Source organism: Paenibacillus alba, from assembly GCF_013204855.1.
Classification (GTDB): Bacteria; Bacillota; Bacilli; order Paenibacillales; family NBRC-103111; genus Paenibacillus_E; species Paenibacillus_E alba.
The window spans coordinates 91,495-116,449 of sequence record NZ_JABMKZ010000002.1 but is presented as its reverse complement, the minus strand read 5'-3'; the positions used below and the strand labels follow the sequence as shown (position 1 = coordinate 116,449).

The window sequence follows — 24,955 nt, the reverse complement described above, 5'->3', positions numbered from 1 at the left end:
TCGAACTGATTATGTCATCAAAAAAGTCCGATGCGAAGGATTCGCACCGGACTTTTTGTTTTTAATTATTTAGCTCCGCCTTCAGCTAGGATGGTTTCCCAGATTGCGCCTTTGCCATACAACTCTTTGTTTACTTTATCCCAACCGCCAAGGTATTCGATATTGAATAGACCGGCAGGTGTCGTATAGTTCTTCTCATATTGCTTAGCGACTTCTGGAAGAACGGAGCGGAAGCCTTTATCGGCAAATACTTTTTGTGCTTCAGGCGTGTACAAATAATCCAAGAAGCCTTGTGCTACTTCACGATTTCCATGCTTATCTACGTATTTATCAATAAGGGCAACTGGATTTTCAATCGAAGTTGTGTATGGTGGAATGACTTCCACATATTTTTTGCCGGATTGAATGCGAGCAACGAGCTCATTTTCATAAGTAATGATGGCATCGCCTACACCTTTATCGAAGGTTGTAAGGGAATCCGCACCGCTTTTGTCCAAGACTTTAATATTTTTATAAATTTTGGAGAGGAGATCCTTCGCAACCGCTGGGTCTTGTTTGCCTGCGGCTTCAGAAGTTTTCAAGCCAGCTCCATACACGGCGTTAATATCCCATTTTGCGCCACCAGATGTGCTTGGGTTAGGGATCAGTACTTCAACGCCTGGTTTTGTCAAATCAGACCAGTCTTTAATGCCTTTAGGATTTCCTTCGCGAACGCCAATTGCGGCAATGGATCCTGTGATGAAGCCTTTGTATTTATTGTTTTTCCAGTCATGTGTGATTAAGCCTTTTTCAACGATCTTTTGGATATCACCTTCCAAGGAAAGAGGAGCAATATCAGCCTCAAAGCCTTGGATAATAGCGGTTGCTTGCGAGCCGGAAGCCACATAGGATTCTTGGAATTCTACAGTCTGCCCGGTTTTCTTTTTCCAATCTTCTTTAAATTTAGGTATGATTTGATCTAAGGAATCTTTAAGGATGGAATAAGCGCCAATCGTCAGGGTAACTTTACCGCCATCTGCTTTAGGCGTCGTGCTTGCCGCGGCTGTCGTTGTAGCTGCTGCCGTTGCGGCTGCGGATGGAGCAGGTGAACTTGCCGATTTGGTGCCGGAACCTGAGCCGCAAGCGGTGAGTGCGATACTTGCTGTAAATAGGGTTGCCGTGATCAAGCCAAGCGATTTGAAATTTTTCATGGTTTTAAACTCCCCTTCTAAATGTATATAGGTTTTATATAAAAACAGGCAGCGGATCTTGTTTGGCCTGATTTTCAATGACTTTGTTTTCTGTTTTCGTGAATACGGAAATGTGATGGATGAGGATATTCACTTCATCACCGGTTTTATAAATTTTTTCTTTAACAGATTGGTAGGCGAAGAGCTTAAGCGCTCCGGTATCGATCTCGAGATACCAAGAATCTCCGCGGAAATGAACATGTGTGACTTTCCCTTTTTCCCCGGCTGTAGCCAAATGGCTAACGTCGTGCGGACGCACTTCGATGGACTCAGGACGAATCATGACATTCACATCAGGCAACCACTGGCCGTCTTGTTGAACTTCCTCTAAATAAGGGAAACCGATAAGTGGTGTGTAGGCTGGAATGATATTGGATTCACCAATGAAGGAAGCGACGAAAGAGGAAGCTGGCTTCGTATAGATTTCCCAAGGACTGCCTTGCTGCTCGATTTTCCCGCCTTGAACGAGAATGATTTCGTCAGCGACTTCAATGGCTTCATCTTGATCATGGGTTACGAATAAGGTGGTTACTTTAAACTCATCAATGAGATTGCGCAGCCATAGTCGCAGTTCTTTGCGAATCTTAGCATCAATAGCTGCGAATGGCTCATCGAGTAGAAGGAGCTGAGGCTCAGGGGCCAAGGCTCTGGCGAAAGCAACGCGCTGACGTTGCCCACCAGAAAGCTGGTGCGGATATTTGCGTTCACTACCGGAAAGTCCCATCAATTTCAGTAAATACGTGACACGATCTTGAATGAAATCCTTTGGTTTTTTCAGAACCTTTAAGCCATATGCGACATTTTCAAATACAGTCATATGCTTGAAGAGGGCATAGCTTTGGAAGACAAAGCCGATTCCGCGCTCTTGAACGGACAGATGGGTGGCTAATTTACCATCGAAATAAATATCTCCTGCTGTTGGCGCTTCAAGTCCGGACAACATCCGAAGGATAGACGTTTTACCGCCGCCGCTGGGTCCGATCAGACCGACAAGATGACCTTTGGTAATGCTGAAATTAACATCTTTGATGGCATGGAATTGACCGAAATGTTTATTTAAGTTTTTAACCTCGATGTGCATAGGTATGCTCCTCCTTAATGATTCCGCAAATGCTCACTTCTTCTTTTTAGCCATTCCAGTGATAATAATATTGAAATAGAGATAAGTCCCAAGACGAAAGCTAGACTATTGGCCGCAACCAGTTGAAACTGCTCGGCATCTTGATAGACGAGTGTCGTTGCCGTTTGCGTTTGATTGATAATATTTCCGGAGACGACGAGGATGGAGCCGAACTCACCAAGCGATCTAGCGACAGTTAAAATGAGACCGTATAGAACACCCCAACGGATACCTGGCCATGTAATCTGAATAAATGTGCGCCATGCGCCAGCGCCTAGCGTTGCGGAAGCTTCCTCGGATTGTGTGCCGATCTCTTCCAGCAAAGGAACGACTTCTCGGACCATTAATGGAAAGGTGATAAACATGGTCGCCAGCACCATACCGGGGATGGCATAAACGATTTTCATGTTATGATCTTCCATAAAAGCGCCTAATGCTGTATTGGGACCAAATATTAAAATGACCATTAAACCAACGATAATTGGAGATACAGCAAACGGTAAATCGATGATGGCATTGATGATTGGTTTTAACCAGCGCGCTATCCAAGTTCCACGAACGATGGCTAACGATACATAAACACCAACGATCGTATTTAGAATGGTGACAATAACAACGATAATCAGCGAGATTTTCAGAGCATGCAGAGCTTCAGGCCGCTTAAGAGAATCCCAAAAGGGTTGAAAGCCTTCTTCAAACGCGCCAAAGGTGATGCCGAGAAAAGGGAGTATGATCAGAAGCAAGATGACTAAAAATGAAATGGTAATTAAGAGTTTTCTCATGCCAGGCGCCCCTTTCCGCGAGTCAATACATTAATGATCCATAGAATGAGGACCGACAATGTAAGGAGTACGATAGAAATAGCTGCTGCGCCTTCAGGATTGAAATTCTGTGTCTCGCCGTATATATAGACCGATGCAACCATTGTTTTTCCGGGCAAATTCCCGGATATCAAGGAGATGGCGCCGAATTCGGCTAAAGATCTTGAGAATGCGAGCATACTGCCTGCGATGATGCCGGGGAAAATAGCTGGGAATACAATGCGTAGGAAGGTGTAAAACTTTCCTGCGCCAAGAGTGAAGCTGGCTTGCTCTTCAGCAGGATCGAGCTGTTCCAGCAAGGGCTGAACGGTTCGAATCACGAAAGGGAATGTAACGAAGACTAGACCAATGATGATAGCTGTTTGATTGTACAGCAGCTTGATGCCAACATGATCGAGCCATACGCCTAACGGACTTGATGGTCCTAATAGGGTAAGAAACATCAACCCAGCGACTGAGGTTGGCAAGGAGAACGGGAGATCGACCATACTGTTTAAAATGCTTTTGCCGCGAAATGTATACCTGACAAGAACATAAGCAATGATGGTACCGACAATTGCTTCAATAACAGTAGAGATAACACTTAGCTTAATCGTTAGTAAAATGGACTTCCAGGCTAGCGGACCAGTAACTTCTTTCCAAAACGGATCCCATCCTAATGAAAATCCTTTGACATAGATGGAACCTATTGGAATGAGAAGCAGTACAATCAGATAGCCAATAAGCACAGATCGAACCGTAGCTTTAAACACCTTATTTCCCACATTACACCACCTAAAAGTATTAATCATAGCGTTTTACTCGGAATAATAAATTGACTATAACAGCCGATGGTCTTATTTGTCAATACACTAATCTTGAATTTTATACATGATGACCCTAATTTTTTTGAAATTTGCTATCTTTAGATGAAGCGATTCATTTATCCTTGCGAGGAGATGTAGGCGGAGACTCGGATTTAGGATGAAAAGTGCTTTTTGGTAAAATTATCCGTTGACGACATGAAAAAGCGGTGATAGTATAAGACTCAACTTATATCCAAGTAATCGGGTATGAATTATAAAATTAAATAAAAGAGTCGACCGGATAACTGGAGACTCCCATTCTTACGGCCTATGCAGGGGTAAGAACTGGGAGTCTTTTCGTTTTCTAACGCCACTTTACTTTATGAGAAGAAAGAGGGATCTGTATGTTAGCAAATCGCACAGCATCACTAAGCGCCAGGTTTTGGGAGCCATGGGTCATTCCGATTCTAGTGCTGCTCCTTTGGCAGATTCTTGGATTATCCGGCTGGTTATCGGAGCGAATCTTACCAACACCATTGGAAGTTTTGAAAGCCTTGTATGGCGTAATTCAAGATGGCACGATTTTTGAATATGTAGCGGTAAGTACGAAGCGTGCGTTTCTGGGCTTTCTAATCGGAGGAAGCATTGCTTTTGTCATCGGCCTACTTAATGGAATTTTCCCGATAGCGGAGCGTTACATAGATTCTTCCGTCCAAATGGTTCGAACTATTCCGCACTTAGCGATGATTCCACTTGTGATCATGTGGTTCGGCATCGGAGAGACGTCCAAATTATTTCTTGTCTCCTTGGGTGTGGCGTTTCCGATTTATTTAAATACGTTTCACGGAATTCGTTCTGTTGACCCAGGCTTGGTAGAAATGGGCCGGGTATACGGGCTCAAAGGGTTCTCATTGTTTACGAAAGTCATTCTGCCAGGAGCATTAGCCAATATTCTGCTCGGCATCCGATTCTCCCTAGGTATTATGTGGCTCAGCTTAATTGTGGCAGAAACGATTGCGGCGGATTCAGGCATCGGCTATATGGCAACACATGCCAGGGAGTTTATGCAAATGGATGTCGTTGTCCTCTGTGTCATTTTATATGCCTTATTAGGGAAATTATCTGATTTAGCAGCTAAATATTTCGAAAATCGTTGGTTGAAGTGGCATCACAATTATATTCAGAAAGCGAAATAAGGGGGAATGAGAGATGAGTAGCAAATCGGGAGGCGTCCAGCTGAATATACGCAATGTTAATAAAGCCTTTGGTCCAACAAATGTATTGTCAGGTATTGATTTGACCATTAAGCAAGGAGAGTTCGTGGCGATTGTAGGGCGCAGCGGCTGCGGGAAAAGTACACTGCTGCGTTTGATAGCAGGGCTCGATGAAGCTTCAAGTGGAGCGATTTTGTTGGATGCACAGTCGATTCAAGGTATTCATGAAGATACTAGGGTGCTGTTTCAGGAGCATCGACTGCTGCCATGGAAAAAGAATATTGACAACGTTAGAATTGGCGTTAAATCAGGAGATAAAGAAATTGCCTTCCGTGCCCTGCAGCAAGTTGGGTTGGAACACAAAAAGGATGATTGGCCATCTGTACTCTCCGGCGGTCAAAGACAGCGGGTGGCATTAGCAAGAGCGCTGGCCGGTAATCCAAGGCTTTTGCTGCTGGACGAACCGTTAGGTGCATTGGATGCTTTGACCCGCATCGAAATGCAGCAGCTGATTGAGCAGCTGTGGCTTGAGCAGCAATTCACGGTTCTGTTAGTTACACATGATGTGAGCGAGGCAGTTGCACTAGCGGATCGAGTTATCGTGATTGAGGATGGGAAAATAGGGCTGGATTTAAAGATTTCACTCTCGCGTCCAAGAGAGCATGACAGCGGGTTTGCCTATTTTGAGAAGACGATATTAGACCGTTTGCTTGTGAAGAAGCCCTATGAGCAAGCTAGAATCTCAGCTGTAGACGCATTCTCTATTTAAAGGAAACGGTAACGTTACTAAGGAGGAAGTTAGGATGACCCAATTCGAAGTTCAATTACAAGCTGATGTACTCGTCATAGGCGGGGGGCCTTCCGGAGCATGGGCAGCGATCACTGCTGCCAAAGAAGGCGCCAAAGTTGTTTTGGTGGATAAAGGATACTGTGGAACAAGCGGGGCAACAGCACCATCGGGTACCGGCTTATGGTATGTAAATCCAACGGAGCATGAGCGTGAGGAAGCGATGAAGAGCAGAGAGGCGCTAGGCGGCTACTTGGCAGATCGCGGATGGATGAAGAGAGTTTTGGACCGGACGTATGCGAACACGAATCAAATCGCAGCTTGGGGCTATCCGTTCCCTTTGGATGAAACAGGGATTTCCCATCGGAAGAGCTTGCAAGGTCCTGAATATATGAAGTTGATGCGTAAGCAAGTGCAAAAAGCGGGTGTGCGAATTCTAGATCATAGCCCGGCCTTGGAGCTGCTTGCCGACGAGCATGGCGTTGCTGGAGCCACGGGTATTAATAACCAAACCAAAGGAGCATGGCGAGTGGATGCGGCCTCCGTAATTATTGCAACAGGAGGGTGTGCTTTCCTTAGCAAAGCGCTTGGAACCAATGTGTTGACGGGTGATGGATATTTATTAGCCGCTGAAGCAGGAGCGAATTTATCGGGGATGGAGTTCTCCACAGCTTATTCCTTAGCACCGGCATTCTCGCCCGTGACGAAATCAGCTTTCTATACATGGGCAACTTTCTACTATGAAGATGGCGGCATCATCGAAGGGGCAGGATCGCAAAGAGGGCGTTCTGTGATTGCCAAGACACTGCTTACACAGCCTGTATATGCCAAGATTGATAAAGCGGATGAGATCGTCAAAAAAGCGATGCGTCAAGCGCAGCCTAATTTCTTCTTGTCGTTCGATCGTCTTGGGATTGATCCATTTACCCAAAAGTTCCCGGTCACCTTGCGTTTTGAAGGAACGGTAAGAGGGACTGGCGGCATTCATATCATTGATGAAACTTGTGCCACGGAAGTTCCGGGTCTCTATGCTGCAGGAGATGCCGCGACGAGGGAATTGATCTGTGGAGGCTTCACTGGAGGCGGTAGTCATAATGCAGCTTGGGCCATGTCTTCAGGGTATTTCTCAGGCGAAGCTGCCGCTAAATATGCGCAGAAGCTAGGTGTTGCAGCGGCAAATCGGAATGCGAAAGGATTATCAGAAGCAACCGGTGTTCCGAAGCAAGCGACGACCCGCTCGGATGCGGTGGATACGCAAGAGGTCATCAAGGCGGTTCAAGCTGAAGTATTCCCCTATGATCGGAATTGGTTCCGCACAGGGGAAGGTATGGAGGACTCGCTAGGGAGATTGGATCGCCTTTGGAACGAATTGAAGCAAGGGATTCAAGCAAGCGATGGGAATATCGTTCGTGTTCGCGAAGCGGCAGCCATGACAGCGACAGCGAGATGGATGTTTACAAGCGGCTTGTTAAGAACAGAAACCCGCGGCATGCATCGTCGGGAGGATTTTCCGAAAATCGATTTGAATCAGAAATATCGCATCATTAGCGGTGGGTTGGATACGAGATGGGCGAAGCCTTTGGCGGAACGGTCGGAAGAAGCCAACATTTTAAGGGAGGCTGTTGTGTCATGATTGAACTACTAAGTAAAGACCGCTGCATAAGCTGCAATCAGTGCGTATCGGTATGCCCAACGAATGTTTTCGAAGCCGTTGCCGGGGATATCCCCGTCATTGCCAGACAATCCGACTGCCAAAGCTGCTTTATGTGTGAACTCTATTGCCCGACGGATGCTCTTTACGTTTCGCCTGTTGCTGAACAGTCGATTGCCGTTAGCGAAAGTGAATTAGTTGAAGATGGCCTGCTGGGCAGCTACAAAGAAGATCTTGGCTGGGGCCGGGGCAGGAAATCTACAGCATCGTCGGATGGTTCCTATATTATTTTCCAGCGGATGCACGCATCACATTAATTAACAATATCATTCATTCCATTTAAACATCATGCAGGGGGTCACAGACATATGACACAGAAATCATTGAAATTACTCAGTATTGCCCTTATACTAACTTTATTTAGCGCATTCTTAGCCGCTTGCGGCGCTAAAACGACGAATACTTCGGCGACAGCTACGACAGCACCCACAGCTGCTGGGGCTTCGGCAGATGCTCAAATTAAACTGCCTGAAACACTGCGAATTGGCTTTATTTCGGCGAATAACAACAAAACGATTACAGGACCCGAAGGTTGGGCGCAATCCAAAGGCTACTTGGAGAGCGAGCTAAAGAAATACGGTGTTAAAGAGTTCAAATATTTCACTTTTCCTAACGGACCCAACTTAAATGAGGCGATAACCGCTGGGACCTTGGATGTAGGCATCTATGGCGATACGCCAGCCATTAACGGGAAAGCAGCTGGGCTGAAAACACGGTTAATCAATTTATCGCAAGTGAATATGAATGCCTGGCTAGTCGCCAAAGCAGACGGCCCCAAAACGTTAGCGGATCTGAAGGACAAAAAAGTCGCAACGTCGCAAGGCTCGTACATGAGCCGTTATTTAACCAGCTTACTCAAAGAGCAGGGATTGGACAAAAGCGTTAAAATCTTGCACCTATTGCCTGCTGATGGAGAAGCGGCTTTAGCCCGCGGCGATATTGCCGCCTATGCGTATCCGACCGGTTTTGGTCCATTACTTTTGAAAAAAGGATATGTAGCTATTGATGAAGCCGCGAAACATCCGATTCTTCAAGGCTCTAGCCTAACGGTCGTAACCGAGGATTATTTGGCCAAAAATCCGCAGTTCCCTAAGCTATGGAATGACCTTCGGACAAAAGCTGTGAAAGAAATTCGCGAAAATCCGGATGCGTATTGGAAATTCTACGCGGAAGCTTCCGGTTATCCAGAAGATGTGGTCAGGGCTTCATTCAAAATCGAGCAATGGCCTATTGAAGCCGTGCCGACAGAAGGCTTGAAGCTGATTGATGAAACCAAAAAGTTTCTCGTCGAGCAAGGCTTGGCGAAGAAAGATTTTGCCATCCAGGAGTGGTTGGTGAAATAAGGAGGAATTCGGATGAAAGAAGTCCCAATGGCCTATGTAAAAGCGAATCAAACGGGGATTGTAGTTTTTGTTCTGTTGGCATTTGCCTTGCAATGGTCTTGGCTTGTCGTATTATTATGGCTCATCCAGGTGCTGGGACTTATCGGCGGCGGGAAATGGAACGTGTTCGTAGCGGTTGCTAAACCCTTTTTGCCACGGAACGGGAAAGAGACACAAGCAGAAGAATTAACGAAGTTTAATAATTCACTGGCTGTATTGTTCCTTTCTTTGTCCCTTATCGCATTTGCCATTGGATGGACGATTGTTGGCTATGTTTTCACGGGTTTCTTATTATTGGCTGCCGGTGCAGCGCTTCTTGGCTATTGTGTTGGATGTACGATCTATTATCAGTACAAACAGTTTAAACTCAGATAACTTGATTCTCAAGAAGCAGCAGGTTCAACACGGAGAGGCTCTCACTTGTGCAGTTGCAAGTTGGGAGTCTTTTCACATCGGGAATTATTTGCTGAAAATATGTTAAAAATAGGATTGACACCTCAAGTGGGTGGTGCTAATATGGGAATATAAATTAAATCATACTAAACTTATCGGAATTATATGTAAGATGAAAGGGAGTTAACATCATGGAGCACGCAATCACAATTAAAAGCGACGACGTCGAATTAGCCGCAACTCTGCACTACCCGACGAATCAAACAGGAACTTCCAAAGTAGACTGTCAGCGTTGGCCGCTCATTATCATCTGTCATGGTTTTATAGGGAGTCGGATAGGTGTGGATCGGCTGTTTGTGAAAGCAGCTCGTGAATTTAGCTCGCAAGGATATTTGGTTCTGCGTTTCGATTACGGCGGATGTGGCGAGAGTACTGGCGACTATGGCGCTGGCGGACTGGATGCGCTGATTGATCAAACGCGAAGTGTCATTGATTATGCGCTAACGATTGATTGTGTAGATTTAAGCCGTGTGATCTTGGTCGGTCATAGCTTGGGCGGGGCAACAGCCTTATTGACAGCTGCCAAAGATAGCCGTGTCAAAACGCTTGTACTGTGGTCCGCGGTTGCGCATCCGCACAATGATATTGTGAAAATTGTAAGCAAAAGCGAATACGAGAAGCTGCCGCTGGGCGGAGCGATTGATCATCATGGATACTTGCTGACGAGTCGTTTTTTTGACTCTTTATCGCAGCATCAACCGTTTGAACAGCTGCGCAAGTTTAACGGGGACGTTCTTGTTGTTCATGGAACAGCGGACGAGACGGTACCTGTCGATTATGCGCCTTTATATCAGAAGATGTTTTGGCTAAGAAATGAAGGACAATGCGATATTGAGCTGATTTTTCAAGCGGATCATACGTATTCGACAAGCAGTTCGACGAAAGAATTATTGGAGAAAACAGGGCACTGGTTAACTTTTCTACAGAAACAAAAAAATGATTGGAATGATTGGACGATCTAAACGAAGCGGAGGAAATGAGATGGCAAAACCATTAGAGTTAGACGATGTTTGGGTGGATAGAATTAAACAAATGTTAAATGGGCTAGAGTATGGCTCCGTTCAGATCGTTGTTCATGATGGGAAGATCGCTCAAATTGATAAGACAGAGAGAAAACGTTTTGATGCTTCATCTCAACCGCAATCCCAGCTGCAAGCTGTAAAATCAGTTAAACAAACGAGCAAAGGCTAAGCAATGCCAAGCAATCATTTAACAATTATTCGAGCAGCTCTCTTTCTTCGGAAAGGGGGCTGTTTTCATGAAAAGGTAAACGGTATACTGAAGGGGAAGTATTGGAAACTTAGAGGGTAGCGTTTGACAGGGGGTGGTTGTTGATGCGCAAGCAGCATTTTATATGGAAAGATGAATTGAACAGTAATCACTATGTGTATGAGTGGCTGCCTGAGGAGTCAGATTCGATCAAAGCGATTGTGCAAATCGCACATGGCATGTCCGAGACGGCTGCAAGATATGAGCGATTGGCCGACATATTAACGAATCAAGGGTATGCGGTCTATGCGAATGATCATTTGGGACATGGACGTACCGCGGGCTCGCCTGATGCCGTTGGCAAGTTTGGCAAAGACAGCTTCATCAGGATGGCTGCCAATATGGGGCAGATCACGGATCAAATTCGTCTTCGTTACCCATTGTCCGTTCCTCTATTTCTAATGGGACACAGCATGGGTTCCTTTTTGACACAGTATTATATGGGTTCTTATCTCCCGATGCATCCAGCTAATGTTCAAGGTATTATTTTATCGGGCTCTAATGGCAAAGAAGGCGCCGTCTTGCACGCCGGAATAGCTGTCGCAACAGTAGAAGCAGCACTGCGGGGCGATCATCACAGGAGCAAGCTGTTGACGAATCTCTCCTTTGGAGCATTTAATAAAAAATTCGCACCGAATCGGACAGAGTATGATTGGTTAAGTAAAGACGAGGATGAAGTCGATAAGTATAGCAATGATCCCTATTGCGGAGTGATGTTTACCTCGGGTTACTTCCGGGATTTCTTCAAAGGTTTAAGGGCTATTCATCAAATCGATCATATGAGTAAAATTAGAAAAGATTTGCCGATTTATGTGTTTTCAGGCGAAGATGACCCGGTTGGCGGTCAAGGCAAAGGGGTCCGCAGACTATTGGCAATGTATCAGTCATTGGGGCTTCAACAGGTAAGCAGTAAACTGTATCCAGGCGGCAGGCATGAAATGTTAAATGAAGTGAATCGCGAAGAAGTTATGGCGGATATTGCTGAATGGCTTAATCAGCAGGTCGCCTCTCGGACGTAGAGTGGAATAATGTCTGGATAGGTGGATGAAAATGAGCGCTGCTCCAGTTCCTTTTATATAAACCTGCAAATGTGCATCTTTTTTACGCTTGGAACAGCCTCAATGATGAAATTCCTGCGTTTGTGCAGGCTTTTGCGGCTATTTTTAGATGAGAGGTAGAGAAAAGATGGAATACCTGCACAATTGCAGGTATTTTCACTTTTTAACCGAATTTGCCAAGGAAATTCCTGCACTTTGGCAGGATTTTACAGTCAGGTGCCGAGTTGGAACCCTAAATATCCCACATGAAGCTATAGAGTAAGACAATAACATGGCGATGAAAGGTTGGCAGGTGACTCTAACCTTTGCGGTATGAATCCCCTTAGACAGCTGCGGACTTACACATTCCTCTGCAGCTGCAAACGAATACCTTCGCGGTCAATTTGAATCCAGTATTCTACGATGCGTTCGTTTTCGAGGCGATAAACGGCGCTTGCAATTTCAATGATTGTTTTGCCGGTAGGCGCAAAGCCATCAACATTGCCGATGTGAGTTCCGGTTTGCTTCCAGCGTACATAAACGCGGTCTTCTTGCGCAAGCAGCTCTTGGATTTCGAGCTTGAAGGCGCCGTAGGCGGCTAGCATTTCTCTGACATGGTCGGCATAATTCGCAGGAGTGCGATGGACCGTTGTTTCTTCTTCGGATGTGATTTGATGGGCGAGCACTTGCTCAGCCATATAAAGATGTGCGGCGTCAGGCTGCAAGCCGGAACGAACGTCTTGGAAAAACTGTTGAATGATAGCTGTAGGTGATTTCGACATATTCGGCTCCTATCTGTTAACGTGTATGTTGAGTTTACTGGATGGGAGTGGGGAATTCAAGTTCCAGATGTGCATAAAAGCATATAAAAACCCACCCTGACCGCAGGCTCTGCCTGCAATCAAAGTGGGTGAGCAGCTGCTGTTACTTCAGCAGCTGGCGGAATTCATCGGTCAGCAGCGGCACGACCTCGAACAGATCGCCGACGATGCCATAGTCGGCGACTTTGAAGATCGGCGCCTCGGCGTCCTTGTTGATCGCGATGATCACACGCGACGAGCTCATCCCCGCCAGGTGCTGGATGGCGCCGCTAATGCCGCACGCGATGTAGATCTCCGGCGTCACGACCTTGCCGGTCTGGCCGATTTGCATCGCGTACTCGCAGTAACCCGCGTCGCAGGCTCCGCGGGAAGCCCCGACAGCGCCGCCCAAGACGGCAGCCAGCTCTTCGAGCGGCTGGAAGCCTTCGGCGCTGCGCACGCCCCGTCCGCCGGAGACAACGATCTTGGCTTCTGCCAAGTCGATGGTGCCGGACGTTTTCTTCACGACCTCCCGGACGATGCTGCGCAGGGAGGGGGCGGGGTAAGCCACATCGGCAACGGCAGCTTGACGCGAAGCGTCAGGCTCGGAGGCTGCGATGTTGTTCGGTCTTATCGTGACGACCCAGGTGTCGTCAGGGTCGGTAAACGCTTTCTTTTCGACCGCCTTACCTGCGTAAAGCGGTCGTGTGAACTGCACAGCGTCGCCGCTGCGCTCGATGGCGGTGACGTCCGAGATCTGCCCGGCAGCGAGCTTGGCCGCGACTAGCGGCGCTAGATCTCGGCCGATCGCTGTATGGCCGAAGTAGATCGCGCCAGGCTGAGCAACAGCCGTTACAGCGAGCAGCGCACTAAGATAAGCTTCGGAGCTGTAGCTGTCAAGCGCAGAAGCTTCAACAACATAGATGCTGTCTGCGCCATAAGCGGCTAATTCAGCAGCAAGGGCTTTGATGCCTGAACCGCCGATAACAACGGCGTTAATGTGATCACCCTCAGCAGCCGAGAGCTGAGCTGCTCGCAATGCTTCAAAGGATACTTGACGCAGTTTGCCTCCTCGTGCTTCAGCAACAACAAGAAATGTTTTCCCCATGTTGGCAGCCTCCCCTTCTTAAATCACTTTGGATTCCGTGCGCAGCGCTAGCACGAGCTCGGCAACTTGCGCAGCGAGTTCACCTTTGAGAATGCGTCCAGCTTTTCGTTCCGGCGGAAGGGTGAGCTCCGTTCGAATCGTTTTGGCCTTTAGGGAAGCGGCTCCTTCCAAATCGTCCAACGTTAAATGTTGGAACGGTTTTTTCTTAGCCTTCATGATGCCTGGCAGGGAAGGGTAGCGCGGCTCGTTGAGCCCCTGCTGCGCTGTGAACAGGGCAGGCAGCGGCAATTCGAGCACTTCAATATCGCCTTCCGCATCTCGATGAGCCAGCGCTTGACCTCCTGTGATTTCCAATTTGGTAATGGAAGCGGCATGAGGCAGCCCTAGCAAGGAAGCTAGGCGAATAGCAACTTGACCCGCTCCGTTATCTACCGAGAAATTTCCGCCAAGCAGGAGATCATAGGATTGCCCCCGCAAATAGCTGGCAAGAATTTCAGCCACCTCGAACTCGTCTCCCTGAATACGCTCATCGGAAATCAAAACGGCTTCATCGGCCCCCATGGCTAACGCGGTTCGCAAAGCTTCAGCCGTACGTTCAGGTCCAACGGAAAGAAGAGTGACTTTGCCGCCAACGTCATCACGAATTTGGATTGCTTGTTCAACGGCATATTCATCGTAAGGATTGATCACGAATTTAGCCCCATCCTCTTGAACGATGCCGTTCTGCAGGACGATTTTCTCCTCTGTATCAAACGTTTGCTTTACGAATACAAAAATGTCCATAGTCAAGCTCCTTCCTGAATATACATGAGATACGGACCCTTAAGACTCGATGCCTTTCATGAAAAAATCAATTGTAGGACCAACTTGAGCGGTTAAGGAATATTTTTGACCAGAAATAAGCCAAGAGGTTACAACTTCATCCATACCGCCAAATAGGAGAAGCCGTACCAGCTTCACATCACAGTCAGGACGGAAGCTGCCGTCGCGCTTGCCTCTTTCTAATATATTTTCGATGAGGATAATATATCTCTTAAGCGCAAGACCGATTTCTTGGCGCAGAACCATGTCGCTTTGGCGCAGCTCAATTTGCGTGACATAGGCGAGATGAATATTTCCTTCCAGTTCACTGAAGTGAATTTGGCATACTTTCGTTAAGGCTTCTCTGGCAGTCATTTGTTCCGTGAGTCCATCATTAAACTTCTCTACAAGCTCGCCTAACTTTTCCTGGAACAGGCTGGTCAGAATATCCTCCTTCTTTTTGAAGTACAGATAAATCGTCCCATCAGCGACGCCGGCTTCCTTGGCAATTCGGGAAACTTGGGATTTGTGGAAGCCATTCTCAGCAAATACTTTCATCGCACCTTCGAGAATCGCGTAATACTTGTCTGGTTTTTTGCCACTTGTCAAGGAGATCACCTCGGTGTTAAGATACATTTATCGGTGAATGAATACTCATTCATTTTCGTAATTTCATCATAAAATACGTAGTACGCCTTGTCAACGACTTCTTCAGCTTACACAAGCAAGCAGGATCGTTTGTCGGCTTACCGCACTCGTCGAAGCAACTTTCAACTCTATTCATAAGGGGAAATGGGATTTGCTTTTTTGTGTTCCCTCAATGTAAGCGGTTACTTATATCGAGTGGCGTCATGCGAGGGAGTAGGGGAAATAGTGTGGGGATTGCACAAATAGAAGTCCCTAGCAGCTCTTATTTTCTCAAAGTGGCCGCGCTCGCGGAGGTTCTGGAGAAATAGGAGTCCCCAAAGCCTTCTAAACCGCACAAAAGCGGGGAATTTCCACAAATAGAAGTCTCTAGCAGCTCTTATTTTCTCAAAGTGGCCGCGCTCGCGGAGGCTCTGTAGAAGTAAGGTCTTGGCGGCAATGCGCGGGCAATATTTGGTGGGAATAAGAGTTCCTGCTTAAATGGCAGTCTCTAACTAGAAGCATTTAAATGGTGAAATTAAGCCCTAAGCGGCTGCTCTGCAAAAGTAAACTTCAAGGAGGGTTCTCCATGACCGGTTCACTCATTCAGTTTCTTTTATTTTTAGCGGTTGCAGGATGTGCCGTGTACTTGTTTGGCCGGGTGATCTATCATCGCTATTTGTACATTAGGCTTGGGAAGTCTGTCAATTTGAAAAAGGAAGCGAAAGCGCGTCTGAAGGAATTTGCTATTCAGGTATTTGGCCAGACGAAGCTTCTTAAGGATAAAAAGAGCGGAATCATGCATATGGTTATCTTTTATGGATTTATTATTTTGCAGCTGGGTGCGCTGGATCTCATTTTAAAAGGTTTAATTGGCCATGGGTTACCTATTCCTGGCTATGACTACTTCACATTGATGCAGGAAGTGACCGTAGCGCTGATTCTGCTGGCGATGGGATACGCCACGTATCGCAGATATGTTGAGAAGCTTAAGCGCTTGAAGCGTGGATGGAAACCGAGCATCGTCATTTTCTTTATTTTTTTCCTGATGCTGTCTGTTGTGGTCAGTGGAGGTTTTGAACGGGTTCGCGAGGGGCTTCCAGCCTCTGGATTTGCACCTATTTCATCCTTATTTGCCGCAGCTTTTCAAGGATTGACACACACGGGTGCGGCCGTTGGTTTTTATGTCAGCTGGTGGATGCATTTGTTAATTTTGCTTTCCTTTTTGATTTATGTTCCGCAATCGAAGCATTTTCATATTATTACTGCGCCTCTCAATATTTTGCTGCGCCGGACTGAGCCTACAGGCAAGCTTGCCTCTCTAGATTTGGAAGATGAGGAGGCGGAATCATTTGGCGTTGGCAAAATTGAGGATTTCACGCAGAAGCAGATGCTCGATTTCTACTCCTGTGTAGAGTGCGGGCGGTGTACGAATGTTTGTCCTGCGAACACGACGGGCAAGCTGCTTTCGCCCATGCATTTGATTACGAAGCTGAGGGATCATTTGACGGAAAAAGGCGCAGCGATCACATCAAAATCTCCGTGGGTGCCGGCCTTTGCATTTGCGCCTCAAAGCGGTCAGAACCCGCTGGACGTTGAGCTTATTGGCGGTGTCATAACGGAAGAAGAACTTTGGGCTTGCACAACGTGCCGCAATTGTGAAGATCAATGCCCGGTTGGCAATGAGCATGTGGACAAAATTATTGATCTGCGCAGGCATCTCGTTTTAACGCAAGGCAGTATGCCGCATGATGGTCAGCGTGCTTTGCAAAACATTGAAAGACAAGGGAACCCTTGGGGAATTAGCCGGAATGATCGGGTGAAATGGGTCAAGGAGGTAGATCCGGAAGACGAACTTAAGGTACGGACGGTCAAAGAGAATCCGCAGTTTGAGTATTTGTTCTTCCTGGGCTCCATGGGTGCTTATGATAATCGAAGCCGTAAAATCACCTATGCCTTTGTCAAATTGATGAAGGAGGCCGGCATTTCTTTTGCCATTTTGGGCAATGAAGAGAAGAACTCCGGCGACACGCCTCGCCGAATGGGCAATGAATTTTTGTTCCAACAGCTGTGTGCCGACAATATTGCGACTTTTCAAACGTATAAGGTGAAGAAAATCGTAACGACCTGCCCGCACACGTACCATACATTCAAAAATGAATACCCCGAATTTGGCCTAGAGGGCGAAATTTTTCATCACACGGAGCTGTTGGATAGGTGGGTGAAAGAGGGGCGTCTGAAGCCGCTGCACGAAGTGCGAGAGCGCATTACGTACCATGATTCCTGTTACTTGGGACGCTACAATGAAGTGTATGAGGAACCGCGCAATGTCCTGAGAGCCATTCCGGGGGTTGAGCTTGTTGAGCAGCCGCGTTCTCGTGAAAACAGTATGTGCTGCGGGGCCGGAGGCGGCATGATGTGGATGGAAGAGACGGCCGGAACTCGTGTGAATGTGGCGCGAACCGAACAGCTTTTAAGTGTGAATCCAACGGTGATTAGCTCAGCTTGCCCCTATTGTTTGACCATGGTGGAGGATGGAACGAAGATTAAAGAGGCCTGGGAGCAGGTAAAAGCGCGAGATATCGCTGAAATTCTTGCTTTATCTGTATTTGGAACGACGAATCTCAAATAGGAGGATATGTCCATATGACAATCATTCGTAAAGCGGCTGTGATCGGCTCTGGGGTAATGGGCTCCGGTATCGCCGCTCATTTGGCTAATGTAGGCATTCCCGTGTTGCTGCTTGATATTGTACCTTCACAATTATTAACGCAAGAAACGGCAGCAGGTCTTACTTTGGATCACCCGAAAGTACGCAACCGCTTCGCAGATCAGGCTATTGATAAGCTTAAGAAGACGAATCCAGCTCCGCTGTATAGTGAAGATTTCGCAGCGCGGATAACAGCGGGCAATTTGGAGGATGATGTATCGAAGCTGGCGGGCGTTGATTGGATTATTGAAGTCATCGTAGAAAATTTGCAAGCGAAACAGCAGCTCATAAGTCGAATTGAAAAGGTGTGGAAGCAAGGGACCATCGTCTCCTCCAATACATCGGGGATTTCCATCAATGCCATGGTTGAAAGCGCAAGCGATGAATTTAAAAGACATTTCCTGGGCACTCATTTTTTTAATCCACCCCGCTATATGAAATTAGTTGAAGTTATTCCTAACGAGGCTACGGATCCGGCGATTGTGGCGTTTATGAAAGATTTCTGCGCGAAAAAGCTGGGGAAAGGTGTTGTGCAAGCCAAAGATACGCCCAATTTTATCGGAAATCGGATTGGCACTTATGGGCTTTTGGTAACATTGAGAGAAATGATTGCGGGCGGTTATTCGGTGGAAGAAGTGGATGCCGTAACGGGTCCAGCCATGGGTCGTCCCAAAAGCGCAACGTTTCGCACGCTTGATCTGGTAGGTCTCGATACCTTCGTCCATGTGGCGAATAATGTGTTTGATTTGGTGACGGATCCCGAGGAGAAAGACATGTTCAGATCGCCTGAGCTTTTGAAGTTGATGGTGGAGAAAGGTTGGATCGGGGAGAAGCGAGGGCAGGGATTTTATAAGAAAGTGACATCCGACGCGGGCAAAGAAATTCAATCACTGAATATAGCCACAATGGAATATGGCGTAAGTCGTAAAATAAGTTCGGCTTCTTTGGAGGCTGCTAAGCAGGCCAAAGGCACTGTGGGGAAATTGAAGGCTCTGCTGGGCGCCAAAGACCGCTACTCGGATCTGGCTTGGAACATTCTGAAGCCGGTGCTGCTCTACTCCGCGGAGAAATTAGATGAGATTGCAGATTCCATTGTTGAAATTGATCATGCGCTGAAATGGGGCTTTAACTGGGATTTAGGTCCATTTGAGACTTGGGATGCCATCGGATTAAAGCGATCTGTGGAACGGATGGAATCGGAAGGCAGCACTGTCCCTGCATGGGTGAAAGCTTGGATTGATTCAGGGCATGACAGCTTCTATGAAAACAGAGGGGGGCAGCATTTTTACTATTTGAAAAATGAGTTCAAAGGGATCGAAACAAGGCCGGAGTTAATCTCCTTGCAATCCCTTAAGCAGCAAAACAAAGTGATTCGCTGGAACAGCGGCGCGAGCCTAATTGATATTGGAGACGGTGTCGCTTGCTTGGAATTTCATTCGCCGAACAATGCGATCGGCGCCGATATTCTCACGATGATTCAACAAAGTGCAGATGAAGTGCGCAGTAATTATCGCGGTCTGGTGGTGGCCAACGAGGGCAAAAACTTTTGTGTCGGAGCCAATGTGATGCTGCTTTTGATGGAAGCGCAGGATGGCGAATGGGATGAGGTGGATGGCATCATTCGTCTGTTCCAGAATTCGATGATGAAACTCAAAAGCTTGGATAAACCGGTGGTAGCTGCTCCCCACAAGATGACGCTTGGCGGCGGTGTGGAAGCTTGCATGCCGGCGGATCAAACGATTTTCTCCGCAGAAACGTATTACGGGCTTGTTGAAGCGGGCGTTGGCTTGATTCCGGCAGGAGGGGGCTGCAAGGAGCTGGCACTCCGCGCCAGTCAAGCCGTGCGGGATCCTGAGGTCGATCTGCAGCCTTGGATTAATGCGATTTTTGAAACGGTGGCGATGGCCAAGGTGTCGACGAGTGGTCATGATACGAAGAGACTTGGCTATATGCGCGCGCAGGATCGTGTTGTTGTGAATCCAGACCACCGGATATATGAAGCGAAACAGGCTGTGCTTCGCTTGGAGGCGTCGGGCTATACGCCGCAGGTTCAGGAGAAAATTCGTGTCGTTGGCGAGAATGGCAAAGCCGTTATGCAAATTGCCGCATATACGATGCGTCAGGGCGGATATATCAGTGAGCACGATCAATTGATTGCCAATAAGCTTGCTCATGTGCTGGCAGGCGGCAATGTGCCGGCAGGTACGATGGTTACTGAGCAATACATGCTTGATCTAGAACGCGAGGCATTTCTTAGTCTCTGTGGTGAAATTAAGACGCAGCAGCGTATGCAATATATGCTATCCAAAGGGAAAGCGCTGCGGAACTAGTCATTGTAGCGAGAGCATGAGGATTGCAACTACTCTTACTGAGGTGATAAACGATGAAGGAAGCAGTTATTGTATCGATAACGCGGACAGCTGTCGGTCGCGCGAAGAAAGGCAGCTTCGCTCAAACGAGAGCGGAGGATCTGGGGAAAGCGGTCCTGGAGGAAGCGCTGCGAAGAGCTCCGGGCCTCGCCAAAGCCGACGTCGAGGATATTATCATCGGGTGCGCGATGCCCGAAGGCGAGCAAGGGCTGAACTTCGCCCGCACGATGTCGCTGTATGCGGGCTTTCCGGTGACCGTGCCGGCCATCACGGTCAATCGGTTCTGCTCCTCCGGGCTGCAGGCCATCGCTTATGCGGCGGAGCGCATAATGCTCGGCCACGCGGAGGTGATTGTCGCCGGAGGCGTAGAGAGCATGAGCCACGTCCCGATGACGGGCTTCAAGCTCTCGCCGCATCCAGGGCTCGTGGAGAGCATGCCCGAGGTATACATGGGCATGGGGCATACGGCCGAAGAAGTCGCGCAGCGCTTCGGCATTTCGCGCGCAGCGCAGGATGGCTTCGCGACGCGCAGCCATGTGAAAGCGGCGGCGGCGATCTCCGCCGGCAGGTTCGTGGATGAGATCGTGCCCGTCGGCACGAGCGTGAAGGGCGTCGATGAACGCGGCAAAGCGTTCGAGCGGAAGTTCGTGTTTGCCACGGATGAGGGCGTTCGCCCGGATACATCCGTGGAAGGGCTGAGCAAGCTGAAGCCTGCGTTCAGCTTGGGGGGCTCGGTGACGGCGGGCAACGCGTCACAGACGTCGGACGGCGCAGCGGCAGCCGTGCTGATGAGCCGGGAGCGCGCTGAAGCGCTCGGGCTGAAGCCGCTCGCGGCGTTCAAGGCTTTCGCGCTTTCCGGCGTGGAACCGCAAATTATGGGGGTTGGCCCTGTGAAGGCGATCCCGAAGGCTTTGCAAATGGCGGGCATTACGCTCGATCAAGTGAAGCTGTTTGAGATCAACGAAGCGTTCGCTTCGCAATGCGTGCATATTATTCGTGAGCTAGGTTTGAACGAAGATTTGGTGAATGTGAACGGAGGCGCTATTGCTCTCGGTCATCCGCTCGGGTGCACGGGAGCGAAGCTGACCACCAGCTTAATCTATGAATTGCAGCGCAGAGGCGGCGGCTTTGGTGTCGTTTCCATGTGCATCGGCGGAGGGATGGGAGCGGCAGGCGTTTTTGAGGTATACCCTGCCTAATACAAATTCATTCTGAGGAGAGATGAACGATGTCAGAGAAAGTCATTGGTGGGAGCTTTGTCATTTCAGATACGGATTTTCGTTCCGTTGTAACTCCAGAAGATTTCACGGAAGAGCATCGCATGATTGCGGGTACAACGCGTGATTTTGTCGCAGGGGAAGTACTGCCAAATGACGAGCATCTGGAGAAGCTGGACTATGACTTAACGGTGAAGCTGATGCGCAGCGCCGGCGAGCTGGGGTTATTAGGCTCTGATGTGCCAGAAATATACGGCGGTTTAGGACTAGATAAAGTAAGCTCAACGATCATCAGCGAGAATTTGGCGCGCGCCTCATCCTTTGCCTTGTCGATTGGAGCTCATGTTGGCATTGGCACGCTGCCGATCGTCTTTTTTGGGACACCGGAGCAAAAGAAAAAGTATTTGCCGGATTTAGCTGCAGGCACCAAAATCGCGGCTTATTGTTTGACAGAACCAACGTCCGGTTCGGATGCTTTGGGAGCCAAAACGACGGCGCGCCTATCGGAAGACGGGACACATTACCTTTTGAACGGGTCCAAATTGTATATTACGAATGCGGGCTTTGCGGATATCTTCATCGTGTACGCGAAAATTAACGGCACTGATTTCACCGCATTCATTGTGGAGAAAGGTGACCCTGGCTTCACGATGGGACCTGAAGAGAAGAAAATGGGGATTAAAGGCTCGTCGACGCGCCCTTTATTTTTCGAGGATGTCCGTGTGCCGGTCGAAAATTTGCTTGGTGAAATTGGCAAGGGGCATCTGATTGCGTTTAATATTCTCAATATCGGTCGTTATAAGCTGGCAACAGGCTGTGTCGGGGCCTCCAAAGAAACGATCGAATTGGCGGTGAAGTATGCAAATACCCGGCAGCAATTCCAAACGCCCATCTCCAAGTTTCCTTTAATTGGGAAAAAGTTGGCGGAGATGAATGTGCAGACCTATGTGCTGGAAAGTATGGTATATAGAACGACTGGATTATTTGACAACATTCTCAAAGATATTGATCATACGAGTCTTGATGCTGGCAAACATTCATCCAAAGGGATTTCTGAATACGCACTGGAGTGTTCAATCAACAAGGTTTTCGCTTCAGAAGTATTGGATTTTGTTGCGGATGAGGGTGTTCAGATTCATGGCGGATATGGATTTATTCAAGAATATAAAGTGGAGCGCATCTATCGTGATTCGAGAATTAACCGGATTTTTGAAGGGACGAACGAAATTAACCGTCTGCTTATCCCCGGTACGTTGGTGAAAAAAGCAATGAAAGGCGAGCTGCCTTTAATGCAAAAAGCACAAGCGCTGCAGGCCGAGCTCCTTTCTATCGTCCCAGGTCAAACGTTTGAAGGGACATTAGCTGAAGAGGTGCATTTGCTTGCCATGGCGAAAAAGGTTTTCTTGATGGTTGGAGGCCTTGCCGTTCAAAAATACGGTATGACACTTGAGAAAAATCAGGAAGTGTTAAGCAATCTAGCGGATATGATGATTCAAATTTTTGCGGCAGAAAGCGGACTGCTGCGCACGCAAAAACTGATAGATAAGTCAGGGGAAGAAAAAGCAAAAAATGCGATTCAAATGACGACTGTTTTCATCCATGAAGCATTCGACAAAATTGAGGCATATGCGAAAGAAGCGCTTAGTACGATGGAAGAAGGAGATGTGCTCCGAACTCAGCTGTCGATCTTGAAGAAACTGTCCAGACGCAGCACGGTCAATACGGTTGGTTTGAAGCGCGACATCGCCGCACGTGTGATTCAGGGTGAGAGATTCATCGTATAGTCATCGATGCCAAGAACCTGAAGGGGATGGTTGTTGTATGAGTGGGGCAAAGCCTTGGCTGCAACATTACACGGAAGAAGTGGCGCCGACTTTCCATTATCCAAAGCACAATCTTGCACGTTTGTTGATTGATTCCGCACATCTGTTTCCGAATCGGCCAGCTTTATATTTCATGGGAAAAAAACTAAGCTATCTGGAGGTGTTGGATGCCTCTTACCGCTTTGCACATACGTTGAAGCAGCTGGGGGTTCAGCCTGGGGATCGCGTATCGATCATGCTACCGAATTGTCCTTCCGCGATTGTGGCTTATTTCGGTACGCTTATGATGGGTGGGATCGTCGTTATGACAAATCCGCTGTATGTAGAAAGAGAGCTGGTTCATCAGCTCTCTGATTCTGGGGCAACGGTAATTGTAACGCTCGATTTGCTGTTTGATCGTGTGCAAAAAGCAAAAGCCAAGACGCCTATCCAGCATGTCATTGTGACTTCGATTAAAGATTATTTGCCGTTTCCGAAAAATCTCTTATATCCGATAAAAATGAAAAAAGATGGCGCCAAACTGGATGTCAGCTACGGAGAAGGTGTTTATTCTTTCAAAAAGCTGCTTCGTGCGGCTTCGCCTGCTCCGGTGTGTGTAGATGTAGATGCGGATGACGAGGTTGCTCTGCTTCAATACACAGGAGGAACTACGGGATTGTCGAAGGGTGTTATGCTGACGCATGCCAATTTAATCGCGAACGCACACCAAACTAGCAACTGGTGTTATCGGCTTCGGATGGGGGAAGAGCGTTTTTTAGGGGCAATTCCTTGCTTCCATGTGTTTGGATTAACGGTTTTGTTGAATCAATCGATGTTGGGGGCAGGCATGCTGATTCTGATTCCCAAATTTGATATTGATTTGATTTTGGATACAATCAACACGCTCAAACCGACTATTTTTCCTGGCGCGCCTACTATGTATATCGCTTTGATTAATCATAAACGAGTGAAACAAGTAGATGTTTCTTCCATCAATGTTTGTGTAAGCGGTTCAGCGCCGCTCCCTCTGGAAGTTCAAGAACGTTTCGAGGCATTAACAGGCGGCAGATTAATCGAAGGTTATGGGTTGACGGAATCATCTCCTGTTACGCATGCTAATCCCATTTGGGGCTTTCGCAAAATTGGCACCATTGGCATTCCGCTGCCTGATACAGAAGCGAAGGTCGTTGATGTGAGCTCAGGTGAAGAAATGCCTGTAGGTGAGATTGGGGAGCTTCTTGTCAAAGGTCCTCAGGTGATGAAAGGATATTGGCAGAAGGAGCAAGAAACAGCATCAACGATACAGGATGGTTGGCTTTACACCGGAGATATGGGGCGAATGGATAGTGACGGCTTCTTCTCTATCGTGGACCGCAAGAAGGATTTAATTATTGCTGGCGGCTATAACATTTATCCTCGCGAAATTGAAGAGGTTTTGTTTGAACATCCAGCCATACAGGAGGCGACGGTTGCAGGGGTCCCGGATGAATACCGGGGTGAAACGGTAAAGGCTTTTGTCGTTTTGAAAACAGGGATGTCGCTCACGGAGAAAGAGCTGGAGTTGTGGTGTCGAGAGCGGCTTGCTGCCTACAAGGTGCCGCGCAAGGTAGAATTCCGGCAATCTTTGCCCAAGACGATGATCGGCAAGGTTCTTCGGCGGCAGCTGCTGGAAGAAGAGAGCAAGGATTGAAAATAGATCGTATACTTAGGATCAGA

At 47.8% G+C, this 24,955-nt stretch carries 22 protein-coding genes; 14 read left to right on the top strand and 8 right to left on the bottom strand.

The window, feature by feature from the left end; all coding sequences use genetic code 11:
- Positions 1–65: 65 nt before the first annotated feature.
- Genes HQN90_RS00570 through cysT form a run of 4 tightly spaced genes read right to left on the bottom strand, consistent with a single transcriptional unit; the run spans position 66 to position 3,961 of the window.
- The gene (locus HQN90_RS00570) at positions 66–1,190 is read right to left on the bottom strand and encodes a sulfate ABC transporter substrate-binding protein (protein ID WP_173215486.1); all 1,125 of its coding nucleotides are present in this window, start codon (positions 1,188–1,190) and stop codon (positions 66–68) included.
- A gap of 34 nt (positions 1,191–1,224) precedes the next feature.
- Positions 1,225–2,310, bottom strand: a complete 1,086-nt coding sequence (locus HQN90_RS00565; RefSeq protein ID WP_173215484.1) for an ABC transporter ATP-binding protein — start codon at positions 2,308–2,310, stop codon at positions 1,225–1,227.
- Positions 2,311–2,324: 14 nt separating this feature from the next.
- A complete protein-coding gene (locus tag HQN90_RS00560) occupies positions 2,325–3,131 on the bottom strand; it encodes a sulfate ABC transporter permease subunit (protein ID WP_173215482.1) in 807 nt (268 codons plus the stop codon).
- Complete coding sequence (gene cysT, locus HQN90_RS00555) at positions 3,128–3,961, bottom strand: sulfate ABC transporter permease subunit CysT (protein WP_079420991.1); 834 nt, start codon at positions 3,959–3,961, stop codon at positions 3,128–3,130. Before cysT ends, HQN90_RS00560 begins: the two co-directional genes overlap by 4 nt.
- Before the next feature lie 398 nt (positions 3,962–4,359).
- On the opposite strand from cysT, the gene HQN90_RS00550 reads away from it, so the two are divergent.
- From HQN90_RS00550 to HQN90_RS00510, 9 genes are all read left to right on the top strand, one after another.
- Positions 4,360–5,151: an ABC transporter permease subunit gene (locus HQN90_RS00550; protein ID WP_079420992.1), complete on the top strand. Its 792-nt coding sequence runs from the start codon at positions 4,360–4,362 to the stop codon at positions 5,149–5,151.
- Between the two features lie 13 nt (positions 5,152–5,164).
- A complete protein-coding gene (locus tag HQN90_RS00545) occupies positions 5,165–5,938 on the top strand; it encodes an ATP-binding cassette domain-containing protein (RefSeq protein WP_173215480.1) in 774 nt (257 codons plus the stop codon).
- A gap of 34 nt (positions 5,939–5,972) precedes the next feature.
- Entirely contained in the window at positions 5,973–7,589 is a 1,617-nt protein-coding gene (locus HQN90_RS00540; RefSeq protein WP_173215478.1) for an FAD-dependent oxidoreductase, read from the top strand.
- A complete protein-coding gene (locus HQN90_RS00535; RefSeq protein ID WP_173215476.1) occupies positions 7,586–7,924 on the top strand; it encodes a 4Fe-4S binding protein in 339 nt (112 codons plus the stop codon). The genes HQN90_RS00540 and HQN90_RS00535 overlap by 4 nt, the downstream gene beginning before the upstream one ends.
- 51 nt (positions 7,925–7,975) lie before the next feature.
- Positions 7,976–9,010 carry an ABC transporter substrate-binding protein gene (locus HQN90_RS00530; RefSeq protein ID WP_173215474.1) on the top strand — a complete coding sequence of 345 codons (1,035 nt, stop codon included), beginning with the start codon at positions 7,976–7,978 and terminating at the stop codon, positions 9,008–9,010.
- Between the two features lie 12 nt (positions 9,011–9,022).
- A complete protein-coding gene (locus HQN90_RS00525) occupies positions 9,023–9,424 on the top strand; it encodes a DUF4395 domain-containing protein (protein WP_173215472.1) in 402 nt (133 codons plus the stop codon).
- Between the two features lie 209 nt (positions 9,425–9,633).
- Positions 9,634–10,464, top strand: coding sequence for an alpha/beta hydrolase family protein (locus HQN90_RS00520; protein WP_079420998.1), 831 nt, complete (start codon positions 9,634–9,636; stop codon positions 10,462–10,464).
- Positions 10,465–10,483: 19 nt separating this feature from the next.
- Positions 10,484–10,693, top strand: coding sequence for a YezD family protein (locus HQN90_RS00515; RefSeq protein WP_057302418.1), 210 nt, complete (start codon positions 10,484–10,486; stop codon positions 10,691–10,693).
- A 143-nt stretch (positions 10,694–10,836) separates the two neighbouring features.
- On the top strand, positions 10,837–11,790 hold the full coding sequence (locus tag HQN90_RS00510; RefSeq protein WP_173215470.1) for an alpha/beta fold hydrolase: 954 nt from the start codon (positions 10,837–10,839) through the stop codon (positions 11,788–11,790).
- A gap of 377 nt (positions 11,791–12,167) precedes the next feature.
- Here the strand turns inward: HQN90_RS00510 and HQN90_RS00505 are convergent, their stop codons facing one another.
- The 4 genes from HQN90_RS00505 to HQN90_RS00490 all read right to left on the bottom strand — a co-directional run bounded on the left by HQN90_RS00505 (position 12,168) and on the right by HQN90_RS00490 (position 15,153).
- The gene (locus HQN90_RS00505; RefSeq protein ID WP_173215468.1) at positions 12,168–12,590 is read right to left on the bottom strand and encodes an ester cyclase; all 423 of its coding nucleotides are present in this window, start codon (positions 12,588–12,590) and stop codon (positions 12,168–12,170) included.
- Between the two features lie 142 nt (positions 12,591–12,732).
- Entirely contained in the window at positions 12,733–13,716 is a 984-nt protein-coding gene (locus tag HQN90_RS00500; RefSeq protein WP_173215466.1) for an electron transfer flavoprotein subunit alpha/FixB family protein, read from the bottom strand.
- Positions 13,717–13,734: 18 nt separating this feature from the next.
- Positions 13,735–14,499, bottom strand: coding sequence for an electron transfer flavoprotein subunit beta/FixA family protein (locus tag HQN90_RS00495; RefSeq protein WP_173215464.1), 765 nt, complete (start codon positions 14,497–14,499; stop codon positions 13,735–13,737).
- Positions 14,500–14,538: 39 nt separating this feature from the next.
- A complete protein-coding gene (locus HQN90_RS00490) occupies positions 14,539–15,153 on the bottom strand; it encodes a TetR/AcrR family transcriptional regulator (RefSeq protein ID WP_173215462.1) in 615 nt (204 codons plus the stop codon).
- Positions 15,154–15,730: 577 nt separating this feature from the next.
- Here HQN90_RS00490 and HQN90_RS00485 point away from each other — a divergent pair.
- The 5 genes from HQN90_RS00485 to HQN90_RS00465 are packed head-to-tail and all read left to right on the top strand — an operon-like array spanning position 15,731 to position 24,929.
- A complete protein-coding gene (locus HQN90_RS00485; protein ID WP_173215460.1) occupies positions 15,731–17,773 on the top strand; it encodes a (Fe-S)-binding protein in 2,043 nt (680 codons plus the stop codon).
- A 14-nt stretch (positions 17,774–17,787) separates the two neighbouring features.
- Entirely contained in the window at positions 17,788–20,181 is a 2,394-nt protein-coding gene (locus HQN90_RS00480) for a 3-hydroxyacyl-CoA dehydrogenase/enoyl-CoA hydratase family protein (protein ID WP_173215458.1), read from the top strand.
- 53 nt (positions 20,182–20,234) lie between these two features.
- Positions 20,235–21,419 carry an acetyl-CoA C-acyltransferase gene (locus HQN90_RS00475; protein WP_173215456.1) on the top strand — a complete coding sequence of 395 codons (1,185 nt, stop codon included), beginning with the start codon at positions 20,235–20,237 and terminating at the stop codon, positions 21,417–21,419.
- Positions 21,420–21,448: 29 nt separating this feature from the next.
- Entirely contained in the window at positions 21,449–23,221 is a 1,773-nt protein-coding gene (locus HQN90_RS00470) for an acyl-CoA dehydrogenase family protein (protein WP_173215455.1), read from the top strand.
- A 37-nt stretch (positions 23,222–23,258) separates the two neighbouring features.
- Positions 23,259–24,929: a long-chain-fatty-acid--CoA ligase gene (locus HQN90_RS00465; protein ID WP_173215453.1), complete on the top strand. Its 1,671-nt coding sequence runs from the start codon at positions 23,259–23,261 to the stop codon at positions 24,927–24,929.
- The last annotated feature ends 26 nt before the right edge of the window (positions 24,930–24,955 follow it).

Coding starts and splice junctions, on each gene's coding strand:
- HQN90_RS00520 (WP_079420998.1), top strand. CDS start 9,634: ATGGAGCACGCAATCACAATTAAAAGCGACGACGTCGAATTAGCCGCA.
- HQN90_RS00500 (WP_173215466.1), bottom strand. CDS start 13,716: ATGGGGAAAACATTTCTTGTTGTTGCTGAAGCACGAGGAGGCAAACTG.
- HQN90_RS00540 (WP_173215478.1), top strand. CDS start 5,973: ATGACCCAATTCGAAGTTCAATTACAAGCTGATGTACTCGTCATAGGC.
- HQN90_RS00475 (WP_173215456.1), top strand. CDS start 20,235: ATGAAGGAAGCAGTTATTGTATCGATAACGCGGACAGCTGTCGGTCGC.
- HQN90_RS00485 (WP_173215460.1), top strand. CDS start 15,731: ATGACCGGTTCACTCATTCAGTTTCTTTTATTTTTAGCGGTTGCAGGA.
- HQN90_RS00505 (WP_173215468.1), bottom strand. CDS start 12,590: ATGTCGAAATCACCTACAGCTATCATTCAACAGTTTTTCCAAGACGTT.
- HQN90_RS00515 (WP_057302418.1), top strand. CDS start 10,484: ATGGCAAAACCATTAGAGTTAGACGATGTTTGGGTGGATAGAATTAAA.
- HQN90_RS00545 (WP_173215480.1), top strand. CDS start 5,165: ATGAGTAGCAAATCGGGAGGCGTCCAGCTGAATATACGCAATGTTAAT.
- HQN90_RS00480 (WP_173215458.1), top strand. CDS start 17,788: ATGACAATCATTCGTAAAGCGGCTGTGATCGGCTCTGGGGTAATGGGC.
- HQN90_RS00465 (WP_173215453.1), top strand. CDS start 23,259: ATGAGTGGGGCAAAGCCTTGGCTGCAACATTACACGGAAGAAGTGGCG.
- HQN90_RS00510 (WP_173215470.1), top strand. CDS start 10,837: ATGCGCAAGCAGCATTTTATATGGAAAGATGAATTGAACAGTAATCAC.
- HQN90_RS00565 (WP_173215484.1), bottom strand. CDS start 2,310: ATGCACATCGAGGTTAAAAACTTAAATAAACATTTCGGTCAATTCCAT.
- HQN90_RS00525 (WP_173215472.1), top strand. CDS start 9,023: ATGAAAGAAGTCCCAATGGCCTATGTAAAAGCGAATCAAACGGGGATT.
- HQN90_RS00495 (WP_173215464.1), bottom strand. CDS start 14,499: ATGGACATTTTTGTATTCGTAAAGCAAACGTTTGATACAGAGGAGAAA.
- cysT (WP_079420991.1), bottom strand. CDS start 3,961: ATGATTAATACTTTTAGGTGGTGTAATGTGGGAAATAAGGTGTTTAAA.
- HQN90_RS00550 (WP_079420992.1), top strand. CDS start 4,360: ATGTTAGCAAATCGCACAGCATCACTAAGCGCCAGGTTTTGGGAGCCA.
- HQN90_RS00570 (WP_173215486.1), bottom strand. CDS start 1,190: ATGAAAAATTTCAAATCGCTTGGCTTGATCACGGCAACCCTATTTACA.
- HQN90_RS00560 (WP_173215482.1), bottom strand. CDS start 3,131: ATGAGAAAACTCTTAATTACCATTTCATTTTTAGTCATCTTGCTTCTG.
- HQN90_RS00470 (WP_173215455.1), top strand. CDS start 21,449: ATGTCAGAGAAAGTCATTGGTGGGAGCTTTGTCATTTCAGATACGGAT.
- HQN90_RS00490 (WP_173215462.1), bottom strand. CDS start 15,153: ATGTATCTTAACACCGAGGTGATCTCCTTGACAAGTGGCAAAAAACCA.
- HQN90_RS00530 (WP_173215474.1), top strand. CDS start 7,976: ATGACACAGAAATCATTGAAATTACTCAGTATTGCCCTTATACTAACT.
- HQN90_RS00535 (WP_173215476.1), top strand. CDS start 7,586: ATGATTGAACTACTAAGTAAAGACCGCTGCATAAGCTGCAATCAGTGC.